Origin of the sequence: Flavobacterium glaciei (assembly GCF_003350545.1) — a bacterium.
Taxonomy (GTDB): Bacteria; Bacteroidota; Bacteroidia; order Flavobacteriales; family Flavobacteriaceae; genus Flavobacterium; species Flavobacterium glaciei.
Map to the genome: position 1 here is coordinate 279,066 of NZ_QQBA01000003.1, position 16,307 is coordinate 295,372.

Below are 16,307 nucleotides of genomic sequence, written 5' to 3' on the forward strand. Positions count from 1 at the left end.
TGTTTATTAATTCAAATTTTGATTATTGAAAATCAGCATCTGAAACTCCTTCATTGATTTTTACGTCAGACATTTTTATATCCAATTCAAAACCTACATTTTGGATGATGTTAAAAGGAACCTTAACTCCTTTTACTTCTTTGTAATCTCCATAATTAGTAGTTTGCGTAACACTTTTACCACCTTGTTCCATAACTTTAGAATCAGCTAATTTCAAGCCAGAAACTACATCATAATACAAAGTAGTTTTTCCGTTCTTAACAGCGTATGCGTCTTTTCCGTTAATGGACTCGATAGTTTCTAAAGTTAATCCTTGTTTTGTAGAAAGAGATAGTTCTTCAAATGGTGTTGCAGCAGCTCTCATGTCAGTTAACATTGTTCCTTCGATGTTTTGACGTTGCCCTTGTTGCATAACATAAGCTCCTTTTTCATTTACAACTCGTTTCATCAAGCTCATTGTTCCCATGGCTAATTCAACCATAAGTTTTCCTTTTGCATCAATCTTAGAAGTAAAATTTAAAGGAGAAGGCGCTTGTGGAATTGTTGTAGTTCCAGTCATTGCAATTGTTTTTACATCCATTGCAGCTTTTTCGCCACCAATAACTTTGATGTAATTGTCAATAACGCTTTTTGCAGTAACTCCAGCTGGAACCGGTTTTTTGAATTCAGGTTTAGCCGTTGGGTTTCCGTATTTATCAAAATATGATACTGGGTATTTTAATTTTTCTAAACTAGGAGCTACGTCAGCCGCTTTTCCTACAATTACAATTCTGCTGTTGTCAGCCAAGAAGTATTTATTGGCTACTCTTAAAATGTCATCTGCTGTTACAGCGCTGATGTTTTTAATGTAGTTTTCGTAAAAATCAGCTGGTAAGTTTTGTGTTTGAATTCTCAAAGCGTATCCTGCTACCGTTTGTGGTTTTTCAATTTGCATTACAAATCGTCCAATGTATCCTGCTTTTACGCTAGCTAACATTTCGTCAGTTACTTTTTCAGTTCTGATTTTTTTAAATTCTTTGAAAATCTCAACAACGGTACTATCTGTTACAGCATTACGAACTTGAGTAGAAGCATTAAAAGTAGAAACGCGTTTGTCTCCGTAAATGCTAGTTCTAGCACCATACGTCCATCCGTGAGCTTCTCTTAAATTCATATTAATGTAACTGTTGAAATCACCTCCTAGGATTTGGTTTGCGACTAAAACAGCAAAATAATCAGGATCAGTCATTTTAAGATTTGAAATGTTTACTACCGCAACTTCTGATTGAACTGCATTTGGCATATCAATAAAGTTGATTTGTGTTTGAGGAACATCTTTAGGGTCACTATATGTAATAGAAGGAGCAGTTGCTTTTTTCCATGAACCAAAGAATTTCTCTACCATTTTTTTTGTTTCCTTGAATTTCACATCACCCACAATAATTAGGTAAGCGTTACTTGGAACAAAATAATTGTTGTAGTTTTCTTTTACATCAGCAAGTGTTACATTTTTCAAAGTAGCTTCGCTTACATATTCTCCTGCAGGATGGTTTTTTCCATAAGTCAAAACATCTACAACTCTTGCTGCTACTGCTGAAACGCTTTTTTCATTCGCTTTTAAGCTTTCAATAAGTTTTGTTTTTTCTTTGTCAAATTCCTCTTGGGTAAAGTTAGGGTTTAATGCGCCATCTGCCATTAACTCTAAAACTCTTCCAGAATATTTAGATAATGCGCTTGCCGAAGCACCGTTTGAGCTAAAATTGATGTTGGCGCCTAGAAAATCTACTTCTTCATTGAAAGCTTCTTTAGAGATTTTAGTTGTTCCGCTTCCAATTAAAGTACTAGTCATATCAGCAACACCTTTTTTGTCGCCTTCAGCGTACGGATCATTGTCTAAAGTAAGACTAAATGATACTCTAGGTAATTTATGGTTTTCGACCACCATAACTTTTAACCCATTTTTTAATTCAAAGGTTACCGGTTTTCCAATTTTTATCGTTGGAGCGACGCCAGGTTTTGGCTGAGGGATGATTTGTCCTTGCATGATTACTGTTAAGAACAAGCTTGATAAAATTAATATTGATTTTTTCATAATGATATATCTTAGTTTTGAGCTTTGTCTTTAGATGGAACGTAATCCAAAACTAATCTTTGGTTTGGATTTAAATATTTCTTGGCAACATCTCTGATTTCCTCACGAGTGATAGAATGGTAGATTTCGATTTCGGTATTGATTAAGTTTACATCACCGTATAACAAATGATAAGTAGCCAAGTTGTCAGCGATACCGTCAATAGTTGAGTTGCTGTTTACGTATTGGTTTTCGAATTTGTTTTGTAATTTTTGTAAATCTTTTTCAGAAAGTAATTCTGTTTGTAGTTTTGCAATTTCCAAGTCGATTTCCGCAAGGATACTCTCAGCAGTATTTGGAGCTTGTGGCAAACCGTAAATGATATAGCTTCCATAGTCTTCTTGGTTGTTGCTAAAAGCACCAATTTGTAAAGCCATTTTCTTGTCGTCTACAATTTTCTTGTATAATCTTGAACTTTTTCCATCACTTAAGATAGAGGAAATCATATCAAGTACTCTCGCATCTCTAGTTTTCATAGAAGGCGTTCTATACGCTGCTACAATTGCAGGAATTTGGATATTAGCATCTTCAAATTTTGCTTTTATAGTTTGAGTAATTGGTTCTTCAACAAATTTTTCTCTTTGTATAGCAGCTCCTTTTTTAATAGGTCCAAAATATTTCTGAATCCATTCTTTAGCTTGTTCCTTTTTGAAATCACCGGCAACAATCAAAACAGCATTGTTTGGAATATAAAATTTCTTGTTGAAAGCTTGGAATTCTTCTAATGTTGCAGCGTCTAAATGGCTCATAGAACCAATAGTTGCCCAACGGTACGGGTGTTTTGTGAAGATATTCTTTTTTACTTCCGCTAAAAAGTTTCCATAAGGCTGATTGTCAACTCGAAGTCTTTTTTCTTCTTTCACTACTTCGTTTTGAGTATCAACACCTATTTGATTGATTACAGGGTGTAGCATTCTTTCTGCTTCCATCCACAAACCTAATTCTAAGTTGTTAGAAGGGAAAACTTCATAATAATAGGTTCTGTCATCCGTAGTGTTCGCATTGTTTACACCGCCGTTTCCAGTTACAATCTTGAACCACTCACCACGTTTGATGTTTTCAGTTCCTTCAAATAATAAATGTTCAAAAAAGTGAGCAAATCCCGTTCTTTCTGGATTTTCGTCTTTGGCACCTACATGGTACATTACTGATGTAATAACAGTTGGAGCAGATGGATCGTTGTGCAAAATCACGTGCAAACCATTGTCTAATTTGTATTCCTCAAAAGCTACTTTCTGCGCTGAAGCGACTCCTCCTAGCATAAACAAAGCACCTAAAGCCATTAATGAATTTTTCATAAGGTTAATAATTTTGTTGATTATGTGTGGTTAGTAGCGATTTCAAATTTTTTGTTACACAATAATGTTCAGTAGTGTTAGAAATTTAACACTAGTTCAGCGGACTATTTCATGAAATAGTTATAAAAGCTTGATATTATGGATGTTTTTTCATAAAAAGTATTTTTTTTATTCAACAGATTGCTAGGTAAATATTTAATTGTATATTTGCAACCTTAAAAATTATTAAAACAATTCAGTATGTATGCAATCGTAGAGATAGCAGGGCAACAATTCAAAGTAAGCAAAGACTTAAAGGTTTATGTTAACCGTTTGACTAATGAAGAAGGTTCAAAAGTTTCTTTTGACAAAGTTCTTTTATTAGATGACAACGGAACAATCACTTTAGGCGCCCCAGCTATAGAAGGTGCTTCAGTAGAAGCTAAAGTGTTACAACACTTAAAAGGAGATAAAGTTATCGTTTTCAAAAAGAAAAGAAGAAAAGGATACAAAAAGAGAAACGGTCACAGACAGTATCTTACTCAAATTGTAATTGAAGGTATTTCTGCATCAGGTACAAAAAAAGCAGCTCCAAAAGCTGAAAAAGTTGCTGAAGCAAAAGCTCCAAAAGCAGCAAAAAAAGCTGATGATTTGAAATTAATTGAAGGAGTTGGTCCTAAAGCAGCAGAAGCATTAGTTGAAGCTGGAATTACTACATTCTCTAAATTAGCAAAAACAAGCGCTGATGCGGTAAAAGCAATTTTAGAAGCATCTGAATCTAAATTATCTCATTTAGATCCAACTACTTGGGCTCAACAAGCACAATTAGCTGCAGATGGTAAAATGGATGAATTAAAAAAATTACAAGATGAATTAAATGGTGGTAAAGCTATTTAATTAATTACTAACAAATATAAAACTAATACGTCATGGCTCACAAGAAAGGTGTCGGTAGTTCTAAGAATGGTAGAGAATCAGAATCAAAACGTTTAGGTGTTAAGATTTTTGGTGGTCAAGCTGCTATTGCTGGGAACATCATCGTAAGACAAAGAGGTTCAAAACATAATCCAGGTGCTAATGTTTACATCAGTAAAGATCACACACTACACGCAAGAGTAGATGGAGTTGTTTTCTTCCAAAAGAAAAGAGATAACAAATCTTATGTTTCTATCCTTCCATTTGAAGTTGAAGCATAATTGATTTTCTCAATTATTAAGAAACCCGTCTCGTTTGATAACGAGACGGGTTTTTTGTTTACTATAATTTTTCAGTTTTCTTACTTAGAAAGGGTGTCAATAGTCAAAATTGATATTTTTCAAAATATAAAATGCTCTTTGACTATGACTTTGATATAATTGGTTATAATTCTGATTGATTTATTCTAAGGTTTTATATAAAATATAGGCATTCAATATAAAGTAGAAAAAGGCGGGTAAGGAAACTAATAAAGAATCTTTCATCTTTATTCTCACGCCCACGCCAAGTAACATTAACAAAGTTAAGCCTCCAGAGGCAAAAACTAAAATAGTGTAATTCTGTAAACCTATAAATAAACCAAAAGCGCCAGTCAATTCCAGGATGGCAGTCAACGTTCCAAACTTTTCAAGGCCAAAACGTTTGAATTCATTTTTCATGTTGGTGGAGACAAAATAAGCGATTCCGTAGATGAGAAAGGAGATTGCTGAAAAGCAAATAAGTACATTTAAGAAATTCATATTTTATTTATTTGGAAGCGAATAGCGCAACAAAAAGGGATAGCGCCAAAAGGAATAAAGATGGAAAATGTTTATGCCAAGGGTTTTTTGCTTTAAAATGAAAAAATTGTGCGCAAACCATCAAAAACGCCATTAAAAGCGCTGGTATAAACACTAATTCAGGAAACCATATTCCTGTCGTTAGTAGGGTTGCTAAAATTATTTTTGAAGCACCTACAAGATTTCTTGTCAAATCAGACAAGCCGTATTGTTTAAATTCGGCATTAATGTTGTCAAGCCTAAAAATCCATACATAACTTACAGATAACGCGATTACAAGTTGAGCAATAGTAGTATAAATATTCATAGTTTTATGGTTATGTTGTTTTCCTCTTTGATTTTATAAATATATTTTTTGACTAAGTTTTGTTTCTATAAATTATATAATGTACTCAAATATACCATAAACTTAGAATATATTGATCCCATTGTAGATTTAATAGTAAGGGCTCTTACTTTTATTATGATGAGAATTAAATTTTTGTTGGTCAAGCTGCTATTGCGGGTAGCATCATCGTAAGACAAAGAGGTTCAAAACATAATCCAGGTGCTAATGTTTACATCAGTAAAAATCACACACTACACGCAAGAGTAGATGGAGTTTTTCTCCAAAAGGAAAGAGATAACATATCTGATGTTTCTATCCTTCCATTTGAAATTGAAGCATAATTGGGTTTGTTCATTATTTTAAAAACCCGTTTCGAAAGAAATGAATTTTTTTGTTTTAATTACTTTTTTGCCGAATTAGTAAGTTGTCTGAGATGATTTTTAAAGTAAATGTACTTGCAATTATTATTATTATATTGGTTTCAATATTTCTCAAATCCATATTCTTTCTAGTGGCAGTAGTACTCTATTTCTCTTCTAAATAATTGTGTGATAACATTTTTTGAAACATATGTTTTCTTGATCCAGTTATTAAATTTATCGAATTCTATTAGTATTGTTGTGGTGTGTTCACTGTTTTTATCATTGTCGCTTATGTAAACTATTTTATTAGGAGTGGTAATCAAATTGTAAAACGTACCTATTTCCTTTTTGCTTGTAAAGAAATATTTGGATGAAGAAATGGAATCTTTTGTCGAATAAGTGTATGTATATTTGTCTAAGTGATTATTTTTATATTCTTCTGTAATTTCTATATCGTAATTGTAGGATTTTAGTTCTTTTCTGATGTTCTTTAACTCTAGAAATTGAGTAAATTTTGTTTTTGTAAATACTAATGTGTCTAAAATCTTCGTGTATTCGTATATCGTGTAGTTATCAGGGCTTAGACTTTTCTCCTCTTTGTCACCAGTTATGGATTTGCCAAGCGTAATTCCCCATCCGTTTTCAGTGTTAATAAATGACTCCTTTGTTATTCTATTTTTTTTATCATATTGGTAAGTATTATAATGTCTCAATGTATCTTGAGTAAAATATTCTTGTTTAACTAAAAGTTTTTTAACGAAGTGGTTTATGTACTGATTTGTTTTTCTTTTTTCACTATTATAAAAGTTCAATGAATCAGGATGTTCAGAAAAATTATTAAAAAATTGTCTGGCAAACAAAGAAATACTGTTTTTGTCTTTTCTTGAAATAGTTAGTACCCTTCCCTGGTTGTCGTATTCAATTATTTGCCATGGGTCATTGACTGAATTATTGCAATTCAATTGTTTTGTTATTATTCCCTTTTTATTGAAAAGTGTTTTATTAACAGACTTGATAGTATCTTTTGTCTCTTTATTTTTGATGAATGTAAAATTGTGATTGGTTATACTTTTTACGCATCCATTATGATCGATGTCTCTTAGAGAGTGGGTGAATTGACTAATCGCATTATTTTGAGCAAAAATAAACAGTTGTGTCATCAGTAGTACAAATAATAATGGTAGTCGCTTCATTTTTGCTGCTATTGGTTTTTAACTATGTTTTAGTATCATTTATCAAATATATTGTAAAATTCTTTCAATTTTATTTTTTTTGGGCGACTTAAAATTTAGTGGTCTTTCTTCCCTTATGAAAAGCTGATATGTCGCAATGTAAAGTTCTCAAATTGCAGTAGGGTTGGGGTTTGGATTTTTCCTATCGTCAGAATGACAAATAAGACTAGTATCTATAGTACTCTGGTTTGATTGGTCCATTTGCTTTAGTAGAAATACATTTAGCTTTTTCGATACGCTGTGATTCAAGTGTAGTGTGTAGTTTTGCGAGGTGTACTATTGTAAAGCTTCTAGCCTTTAAAAGGCTAGAAGCTTTATTGTAAATACTTCCGCATGAGGGATTACTCAACTTCGCTTTTATTTTTATCGGAGTTCATTGAACTTCGTTTGTAGCGGCATCCTTTTATGAAGCGCAGCGCAATAAAAGATACAGCGTATAGCATGACCCGTAGTCTCGTCTTTTTGGACGAGACTACGGGTCATGCCCAAAAACAAAAAAACCCTTGCTCCCGAAACTTCGGGACTGCAAGGGTTTGGATTCTTCCTATCGTCAGAATGACAAATAAGACTAGTATCTGTAGTACTCTGGTTTGAATGGACCTTCAACAGGAACTCCAATATAATCCGCTTGTTCAGTACGTAAAGTCTCTAATTCAACACCTAATTTAGCTAAGTGTAACATTGCTACTTTTTCATCAAGGTGTTTTGGTAACATGTATACTTCATTGTTGTAAGCAGCACTGTTTTTCCACAATTCGATTTGAGCAAGAGTTTGGTTAGTAAATGAGTTACTCATTACAAAACTTGGGTGACCTGTAGCACAACCAAGGTTTACCAAACGACCTTCTGCCAAAACGATAATGTCGTTTCCAGCAATGGTGTATTTGTCAACTTGTGGTTTGATTTCAATTTTTGATGCACCGTGGTTTGTATTCAACCAAGCCATATCAATTTCGTTATCAAAATGTCCAATGTTACAAACGATAGTTTTGTCTTTCATTTTTTCGAAATGAGAACCTAAAACGATATCTTTATTTCCAGTCGTAGTGATGATAATATCAGCAGTTGCGATAACTGTGTCTAATTTTTTTACTTCAAAACCGTCCATTGCAGCTTGTAAAGCACAAATAGGGTCAATTTCAGTAACTGTAACAATAGAGCCAGCACCTCTAAAAGAAGCCGCAGTTCCTTTACCTACATCACCGTAACCACAAACGATTACTCTTTTTGCAGCAAGCATAACATCCGTTGCACGACGAACAGCATCAACTGCTGACTCTTTACAACCGTATTTGTTGTCAAATTTCGATTTAGTAACTGAGTCATTTACGTTAATAGCAGGCATAGGTAGTGTTCCCGCTTTTACTCTTTCGTACAATCTATGAACTCCTGTTGTAGTTTCTTCAGATAAACCTTTGATACCAGCAACTAAATGTGGGTAACGATCAATAACCATATTAGTCAAATCTCCGCCATCATCAAGGATCATGTTCAATGGTTTTCTGTCTTCACCAAAGAATAATGTTTGCTCGATACACCAGTCAAAATCCTCTTCATTCAAACCTTTCCAAGCATAAACTTGAATTCCTGCAGCAGCAATAGCAGCGGCAGCTTGATCTTGAGTAGAGAAAATGTTACAAGAAGACCAAGTAACTTCAGCACCAAGAGCGATTAAAGTTTCAATCAAAACCGCAGTCTGGATTGTCATGTGCAAACATCCTGCAATACGAGCACCAGCAAGTGGTTGTTCGTTTTTGTATTCCGCACGAAGCGCCATTAAACCTGGCATTTCAGCTTCTGCTAGTTCAATTTCTTTTCTTCCCCAAGCCGCTAGAGAAATGTCTTTTACTTTGAAAGCCACAAAAGGCATAGTTGTAGTACTCATTTATAGTATATTTGTAATTTTAATTTTTTGCAAATTTACGTAATAACTTTAGAATTTAACTGTTTTCTATAAGATTTGTGAATTGTTTAATTCGCTAATCTTTTGAACATTAACTAAATAATTTCATGAAGCTGATCTTGTTTCAGTTTCTGGAGCTATTTCCCGTTATTCGCTATATCTTTTATCACGCAAAAAAGCGTGAAAAAAGGATGCCGCTGCTACCGGGGCTAAAAAATGATACCAGAACACGATGCCGCTTTTCAAAACGATTAATTTATCTCAAACCGTCGCCACCACTCAAATTCTTGTTTGGAAAGTAACCGAATCCTATGCGGAATTATTCGAACAAGTAATCTTAAACGAGAACAATCGTATTAGGCTAAACGGAATGAGATCCGAAATACACCAACGCGCCTTTCTTAGTGTTCGTAAATTATTACAAGAAGCCGGCTACACCGATTTAGATTTGTATTATGATGAATTCGGCAAACCACATTTACAAGGAAAAAAGCATATTTCAATAACACATTCGCATAATTTTTCGGCAATTATTATTAGTGACGAAATAGTAGGAATCGACATCGAAATGCAAAGAGAAAAAATCACACGAATCGCTGATAAATTTTGTGATTCAGAATTTCAATTTTTGGATATAAGTTGCGAAGATTACATTAGGAAATTAACGGTGATTTGGGGTGCCAAAGAAGCAATATTTAAAATTAGAAATGAAAAAGGAATCAGTTTCAAGGATCACATAAGCGTTGATAATTTTCGTATCAGCGCTAAACAAACTATTGCCACGCTTCATTCTGATAATCTGGTTAAGGATTTTAAGATTCATTTTGAAGAAATTGAAGATTTTACTTTAGTTTATGCTTTCGAAAAATAATGGCTGGGCACAGGCCTATTGAATGATTTGGAAGAAGTAGAAATTGTAGTCCTAGTAATCTGTTGAATAATTTGTATTAATCTGTAAAATCCGCTTCACCTGCGTACTAAAAATGACAAATATTTATAATGACATTTTAAAATCAAAAAGCGAAAAAAAAAAATTGCTCGCTATTCTTTTAGATCCAGACAAAGTAGTTTTGGAGAGCTCATCTATTTTGATTTCAAAAATTAATGACTCTCCTGCAACTCATATATTCATTGGCGGAAGCATTGTCACAACTACTATTATTGATGAATTAATTGTGAAAATCAAACAAAATTGTAGTCTGCCAATCGTTCTTTTTCCGGGGAATCCATCACAAATTTCAGATAAAGCCGATGCTATTTTGTTTTTATCATTACTATCTGGTCGCAATCCGGATTATTTAATAGAACATCAGGTAAAGGCAGCCCCAATTTTAAAAAAAACTCAGCTCGAAATTATTTCAACGGGATACATCCTAATTGAAAGCGGAACTGAAACCGCCGTAGAAAGAGTGAGCAAAACCATTCCTTTAGATAGAACTAATCATGAATTTGCATTAGCTACGGCTCAGGCTGGCGAAATGTTAGGCAGTAAGTTAATATATCTGGAAGCGGGAAGTGGTGCTAAACAAGCTGTCCCATTAGAAATGATTGCATTAGTTGCTCAAAATATTGAAATTCCGTTACTTGTTGGAGGTGGAATTGTAGATTTGCAAGGTATTCAAAACGCTTATCATGCCGGAGCCGATTTAGTTGTTATAGGAACGGCTTTTGAAAAAGATATTAATTTTTTTAACCCTTAATTCATGATAGAATACTTTTTTTCACAATACAGCGAATACCCAACATTAGATATTATCTTAGAAATTGTTGCTGTTGTTTTTGGATTATTGAGCGTTTGGTATGCAAAAAAAGACAACATTTTAGTTTTTCCAACTGGATTAGTAAGTACCTCTATATTTGTGTATTTGCTTTGGAAATGGACTTTGTGGGGCGATATGATGATTAATGGCTATTATTTTGTGATGAGTATTTATGGCTGGTACCATTGGACTCGTAAAAAAGATGATACAGTTGAATTCCCAATTTCAAAAATTTCGAGTTCAGAAAAACGAATTGCGATAATTCTTTTTATATTTACTGTCGCTTTTGTGGTTTCGGTGTATCATTATTTCGGAAAATTCACCACTTGGTATGCTTATGTAGATACATTTATCACAGGAATTTTCTTTGTAGGAATGTGGCTCATGGCTAAAAGGAAAGTAGAAAATTGGGTGTTTTGGATTGTTGGAGATGTAATTTCTATTCCATTATATTTTTCAAAAGGATTTACTTTTACCAGTTTTCAATACTTAGTATTTACAATAGTTGCCATTTTTGGCTATTTAGAATGGAAGAAAATCTCAGACAGCTCTCAAACGGAGTTACAAAAATAATTAAAATTGCTCTTTTTGGTCCCGAAAGTACGGGAAAAACCACATTGGCAAAGCAACTCGCGGAATATTATAAAACAGAATGGGTTCCTGAATTTGCAAGAGACTATCTTCAAAAAAAATGGGATCTAGATGAAAAAGTTTGTAGTATTGATGACCTGCTTCCTATTGCTTTAGGGCAAACCAAATTAGAAAATGAAACTGCTTTAATTGCTAATAAATATCTTTTTTGTGACACTAATTTATTAGTTACTAAGGTTTTTTCTGAAGTATATTATAATTATTGTGACCCATTATTAGATCAAGCTGCTCGCGAGCATGAATATGACTTGTTTTTTCTTACGGACATTGACATTCCATGGGAAAAAGATGATTTAAGAGATTGTCCAGATAAAAGGGAGTCTGTGTTTGCAATTTTCAAAAAATCGTTAATCGATAATAAAAAACCATTTGTAATTCTTTCAGGAGATAAAAAATTACGGCTAAATAAAGCAGTAGCGATTATCAATGATTTAACAAAGGCTAAAGAAATGGGATTTTCTTCACTTGATTTTCTTCAGATATATCAAAAAGGAGTTTCATTAAAAAACATTCAACAACAACTTGATTTTTTTAGAAATGGAATAACAAAGAGTAATCTGGTAGGACCGGCAACTTTATTCAATGGTATTTTAAAATTATCTGAAAATAATTTCCATGAAAAGGCAGTTCTTTTTGATGAGAATAAGTCAAATTTTAAACTTGAGAAATTTGTTCCAGCATCTGGCGCAGCTACAAGAATGTTTAAGTTTTTGCTTAGCTTTTTGAAGGATTTTGATCTCGAAAACGAAACGATTAATGCGTACATAAATAGAAAAAAAGAAACAGAACTCCCTGTCTTTATTATTGGTTTAGAAAAATTTCCGTTTTTCGAGGCAGTTGATAAAAAACTAAGAGAGGAATTTATTGATTTTGAATCCCTAGATCGTGATTATAAAAATTATTATTTCATAAAATTACTGTTAGCCACGGATTATTTCAATTTTGCGGGTAAGCCCAAAGGTGTACTTCCTTTTCATAGATATGAAAATCATATTTACACACCGGTGGAGGAACATCTTAATGAATGTGTCTATTATGCTAACTCAAATTCAAATTCAAGTTTACATTTTACGGTGTCAGAATCTCATTTGACACAGTTTCAAACTTCAATAAATGACGTTAAAGAAATAGTAGAAAAAAAGGCTGGAATAGCAATAGACGTTAGCTACTCTTTTCAAAATGAGAGTACGGATACTTTAGCTGTAGATTTTGAAAACAACCCTTTCAGAGATGAAAACGGCAAATTATTTTTTAGACCGGGGGGACACGGAGCTTTGATAGAAAACTTAAATAATCTTGATGCGGATATTGTTTTTATAAAAAACATTGATAATGTAATCCAAAATAATATTGAAAAAAACGCTTTGTATAAAAAAGCACTAGCAGGAATTTTAATTGAATTGCAACAGCAGGTATTTAAGTATTTGCATGCAATTGATGTTGATGAAATTCAACAGGAGGAAAGCGAAGAAGTTTTACTTTTTTTACAAGAAAAACTAAATATTAGTATCCCCAATAGTTTTTACCAACTTAGTTTTGAAGATAAAATCACTGAAATAAAAGCTGCTTTAAATAAGCCTATCAGAGTTTGTGGTATGGTAAAAAATGAAGGTGAAGCGGGAGGTGGTCCTTATTGGGTAAAAGATGAGAAAGGATCTATTACTTTGCAAATTGTTGAAAGCTCACAAGTAGATTTATCTAATGAAAGTCAGATGGGAATGCTGAATGCATCTACACACTTTAATCCTGTAGATTTAGTGTGTGGAATTAAAAATTATAAAAATGAAAAATTTGATTTAACTCAATTTGTAGATCATAATAGTGGTTTTATTGTAGAGAAAACTACTTTTGGAAGGGATATTAAATCCTATGAACTACCCGGATTATGGAATGGAGCTATGGCAAAATGGATAACTGTATTTGTACAAGTGCCTTTGATTACTTTTAATCCCGTAAAAACAGTTAATGATTTATTAAAACCTGCACATCAGCCGTAATAATTTTGGAAAACGAAAAAATCATATCAGAGTTAAGTTTTAAAGCCGTCCGCAGTAGTGGAGCAGGCGGTCAAAACGTAAATAAAGTTTCCTCGAAAGTAGTATTAACTTTTGATTTGAAGAATTCTCAGGCTCTAACGGTTGAGGAGAAACTTTTAGTTGAAACCAAATTATCTTCCAGATTAACAACCGATGCTGTTTTGATTTTGAATTGTGATGAAGATAGAAGTCAGTTAAGAAACAAAGATATTGTTACCAAACGATTTTTGGAAATGATAAAAAATGCATTATTTGTTCCAAAGGAAAGAAAGCCCACCAGAATCCCTAAATCTGTTATTAGAAAGCGAATAAAGGATAAAAAAAATGTTTCTGAGGTAAAAAAGACACGTAGAAAACCTGATTTTTAAAAATTATTCCAATTCATAATTTATAATTCATAATTTATAATTAGTTTTGCGCTGTCTCAAAGGGGTGCTCTAAATAACGAGCTGAGATCATACCCAACGAACCTGGGCGAGTAATGTCGCTAAGGGAAAAAATGACAAAAAAATAGCGTGCACACTATCTATTTGTCATAGGAAACAAACATTTATTAATTTAACAAAAGGAATAATTCCCCCTTTTATTCGTAATCTTATTTACGGATGAATACTTTATTTTATTTTACAAGCCGCAAAAGCGCAAAGGCGAAACCTTCAAACATACTTTTGAGTCGTCTATTCTCTATTTTATTTTCTCTATTTTCGTTTCTCTCTTTTGCACAAGTAAAAGACACTACGAAATTAAACCAACTGGATGAAGTTTTGGTATCAGCGGTGCGGGTTACCACAAAAACACCGGTTAGTTTTAGTAATTTAGGAAAAAAGGAAATCAAATTTAGAAACTTAGGGCAGGACATCCCTATTCTGATGAATTATTTGCCGTCAGTTGTTACCACTTCTGATGCGGGAAATGGTGTTGGTTACACCGGAATTCGAGTTCGAGGTAGCGATGCGACAAGAGTAAATGTTACCATCAACGGAATTCCATACAATGATTCTGAAAGTCATGGAACTTTTTGGGTTAATATGCCTGATTTTGCTTCTTCAGTAGAGAGTTTACAATTGCAACGAGGTGTAGGGACTTCTACTAACGGTGCGGGAGCTTTTGGTGCCAGCTTAAATATGTTGACGGATAATTTTGCCAAAGATAGTTCGGGTGAAATCTCAAATTCGATGGGCAGTTTCAATACCAGAAAACACACGGTAAAATTTAGTACAGGTTTGATGAATAACCACTTCGAAATCGCAGGGCGTTTGTCGGCTATTAAGTCGGACGGATTTGTAGATCGCGGAGCTTCTGATTTAAAATCCTATTTTCTTCAGGGGACCTACGTGGGTAAAACGACTTTGATAAAAGCATTGGTTTTTGGTGGAACCGAAAAAACGTACCAGTCTTGGAACGGGATAGATGGTGAAACATTACAAAATGACCGAACGTTTAATTCAGCAGGTGCCTTCACGGACGAACAAGGGAATGCACGTTTTTATGACAATGAAACCGACAATTACCAGCAAGATCACTTACAATTGCTCTGGAACGAAAAAATATCCGAAAATTGGAGTACTAATTTTGCGTTGCATTACACTAAAGGAAAAGGTTATTACGAAAATTACAAAGAAGATGCTGATTTTTCCGATTACGGATTACAGCCAGTTGGCGCTATTACAACAACGGATTTAGTGCGTCAAAAATGGTTAGATAATGATTTTTATGGAACTACGTTTTCTGCTAATTATAAAGATGAAAAATGGGATGTGATTTTTGGTGGTGGTTGGAACAAATATGAAGGTGACCATTTTGGAACAGTTGTTTGGGCACGAAATGCTTCACAGACTGAGTTAGGAGACCGGTATTATGATGATTATGCTAATAAAACCGATGGAAATCTTTTTGCCAAAGCCAATTTCCAAATCACAGAGCAACTAAGTTTATTTGGAGATTTGCAATATAGATCCGTCAATTACAAAGCTAATGGTGTTCAGCCCACACTTGTAGATGATACTTTTAATTTCTTTAACCCTAAAACGGGATTAACTTACACAATCAATTCTGGAAATTCTGTCTATTTATCCTATGCCAGAGCCAATCGCGAACCAAATAGGAGTGATTACGAAGGCGGAAATGTAAAGCCAGAAAAGCTGAATGATTTTGAATTGGGTTGGCGATATGTTGCTGAAAAAGTACAATTCAATACCAATGTGTATTATATGGCTTACAAAGACCAATTGATTTTGACGGGAAATTTAGATGATGTAGGCGCTCCAATACGTTCTAACAGTGAAAAAAGTTATCGTTTAGGACTTGAAGTTGATGCTACAATAGCGTTGACAGATCAATTGATTATTCGTCCTAATTTTACATTGAGTGCTAATAAAAATATTGATTTAGCGGTAGAAGGTCAGGATTATGGAACAACTGAAATCGCATATTCTCCATCGATTATTGCAGGAAATATTTTGGTCTATACCCCAGTGGAAAATCTCCATATTTCATGGTTGCAAAAATTTGTGGGCGAACAATACATGAATAACATTGAATTACCGGCTGCTAAGTTGGCGGATTATTTTGTCAATGATTTAAATGTTGCCTACACTTTTAAACCTAAAACCATCTTCAAAGAAATAGTGTTGACGGGTTTAGTAAACAATTTTTTAGATAAAAAATACGTTTCAAATGGGTACATGTACGATATCTATCCGTATTACTATCCGCAAGCAGGAACTAATTTCTTGCTAGGTTTTACCCTGAAGTTTTAAAAGAAGAGTTTGTAATTGGAGTAAATCCTGATGGTTCGCTGAGGGCACTGAAAAACTTCGCTTATTTTGATTAGAGTCGTTTTTTAGACAATAAAGAAACGCTTATAACAGGATTTTAAACATCCGTTATAAGCG

Annotated in this window: 14 protein-coding genes and 1 pseudogene; 9 read left to right on the plus strand and 6 right to left on the minus strand. The window is 33.7% G+C overall.

Annotation, left to right across the window (positions count from 1 at the left end):
- Window positions 1-22: 22 nt before the first annotated feature.
- Entirely contained in the window at window positions 23-2,071 is a 2,049-nt protein-coding gene (locus DFR66_RS04705; protein ID WP_242008627.1) for an insulinase family protein, read from the minus strand.
- Window positions 2,072-2,082: 11 nt separating this feature from the next.
- Window positions 2,083-3,408, minus strand: coding sequence for a M16 family metallopeptidase (locus DFR66_RS04710; RefSeq protein WP_114753685.1), 1,326 nt, complete (start codon window positions 3,406-3,408; stop codon window positions 2,083-2,085).
- Window positions 3,409-3,648: 240 nt separating this feature from the next.
- On the opposite strand from DFR66_RS04710, the gene rplU reads away from it, so the two are divergent.
- Window positions 3,649-4,284: a 50S ribosomal protein L21 gene (gene rplU / locus DFR66_RS04715; RefSeq protein ID WP_114753686.1), complete on the plus strand. Its 636-nt coding sequence runs from the start codon at window positions 3,649-3,651 to the stop codon at window positions 4,282-4,284.
- Between the two features lie 32 nt (window positions 4,285-4,316).
- Window positions 4,317-4,583 carry a 50S ribosomal protein L27 gene (rpmA, locus tag DFR66_RS04720; RefSeq protein ID WP_086453627.1) on the plus strand — a complete coding sequence of 89 codons (267 nt, stop codon included), beginning with the start codon at window positions 4,317-4,319 and terminating at the stop codon, window positions 4,581-4,583.
- Window positions 4,584-4,763: 180 nt separating this feature from the next.
- Here the strand turns inward: rpmA and DFR66_RS04725 are convergent, their stop codons facing one another.
- A complete protein-coding gene (locus DFR66_RS04725) occupies window positions 4,764-5,102 on the minus strand; it encodes a DoxX family protein (protein WP_114753687.1) in 339 nt (112 codons plus the stop codon).
- 7 nt (window positions 5,103-5,109) lie between these two features.
- Window positions 5,110-5,448, minus strand: coding sequence for a DoxX family protein (locus tag DFR66_RS04730; RefSeq protein ID WP_114753688.1), 339 nt, complete (start codon window positions 5,446-5,448; stop codon window positions 5,110-5,112).
- A 170-nt stretch (window positions 5,449-5,618) separates the two neighbouring features.
- Here DFR66_RS04730 and DFR66_RS04735 point away from each other — a divergent pair.
- Window positions 5,619-5,810: pseudogene (locus tag DFR66_RS04735) on the plus strand (50S ribosomal protein L27); the annotation flags it as partial.
- Between the two features lie 167 nt (window positions 5,811-5,977).
- Here the strand turns inward: DFR66_RS04735 and DFR66_RS04740 are convergent.
- Window positions 5,978-7,024, minus strand: coding sequence for a hypothetical protein (locus tag DFR66_RS04740; RefSeq protein WP_146841091.1), 1,047 nt, complete (start codon window positions 7,022-7,024; stop codon window positions 5,978-5,980).
- 607 nt (window positions 7,025-7,631) lie between these two features.
- Complete coding sequence (gene ahcY / locus DFR66_RS04745; RefSeq protein ID WP_114753690.1) at window positions 7,632-8,948, minus strand: adenosylhomocysteinase; 1,317 nt, start codon at window positions 8,946-8,948, stop codon at window positions 7,632-7,634.
- A gap of 250 nt (window positions 8,949-9,198) precedes the next feature.
- Here ahcY and DFR66_RS04750 point away from each other — a divergent pair, with 250 nt between their 5' ends.
- The 6 genes from DFR66_RS04750 to DFR66_RS04775 all read left to right on the plus strand — a co-directional run bounded on the left by DFR66_RS04750 (window position 9,199) and on the right by DFR66_RS04775 (window position 16,172).
- Entirely contained in the window at window positions 9,199-9,837 is a 639-nt protein-coding gene (locus DFR66_RS04750) for a 4'-phosphopantetheinyl transferase family protein (RefSeq protein WP_114753691.1), read from the plus strand.
- A 112-nt stretch (window positions 9,838-9,949) separates the two neighbouring features.
- Entirely contained in the window at window positions 9,950-10,666 is a 717-nt protein-coding gene (locus DFR66_RS04755; RefSeq protein WP_114753692.1) for a geranylgeranylglyceryl/heptaprenylglyceryl phosphate synthase, read from the plus strand.
- 3 nt (window positions 10,667-10,669) lie between these two features.
- Entirely contained in the window at window positions 10,670-11,299 is a 630-nt protein-coding gene (gene pnuC, locus DFR66_RS04760) for a nicotinamide riboside transporter PnuC (protein ID WP_114753693.1), read from the plus strand.
- A complete protein-coding gene (locus tag DFR66_RS04765; RefSeq protein WP_114753694.1) occupies window positions 11,254-13,374 on the plus strand; it encodes a DUF4301 family protein in 2,121 nt (706 codons plus the stop codon). The genes pnuC and DFR66_RS04765 overlap by 46 nt, the downstream gene beginning before the upstream one ends.
- Before the next feature lie 5 nt (window positions 13,375-13,379).
- Window positions 13,380-13,781 (plus strand): alternative ribosome rescue aminoacyl-tRNA hydrolase ArfB, encoded by a 402-nt coding sequence (gene arfB, locus DFR66_RS04770; RefSeq protein WP_114753695.1) that lies wholly within the window; start codon window positions 13,380-13,382, stop codon window positions 13,779-13,781.
- Between the two features lie 237 nt (window positions 13,782-14,018).
- A complete protein-coding gene (locus tag DFR66_RS04775) occupies window positions 14,019-16,172 on the plus strand; it encodes a TonB-dependent receptor (protein WP_114753696.1) in 2,154 nt (717 codons plus the stop codon).
- The last annotated feature ends 135 nt before the right edge of the window (window positions 16,173-16,307 follow it).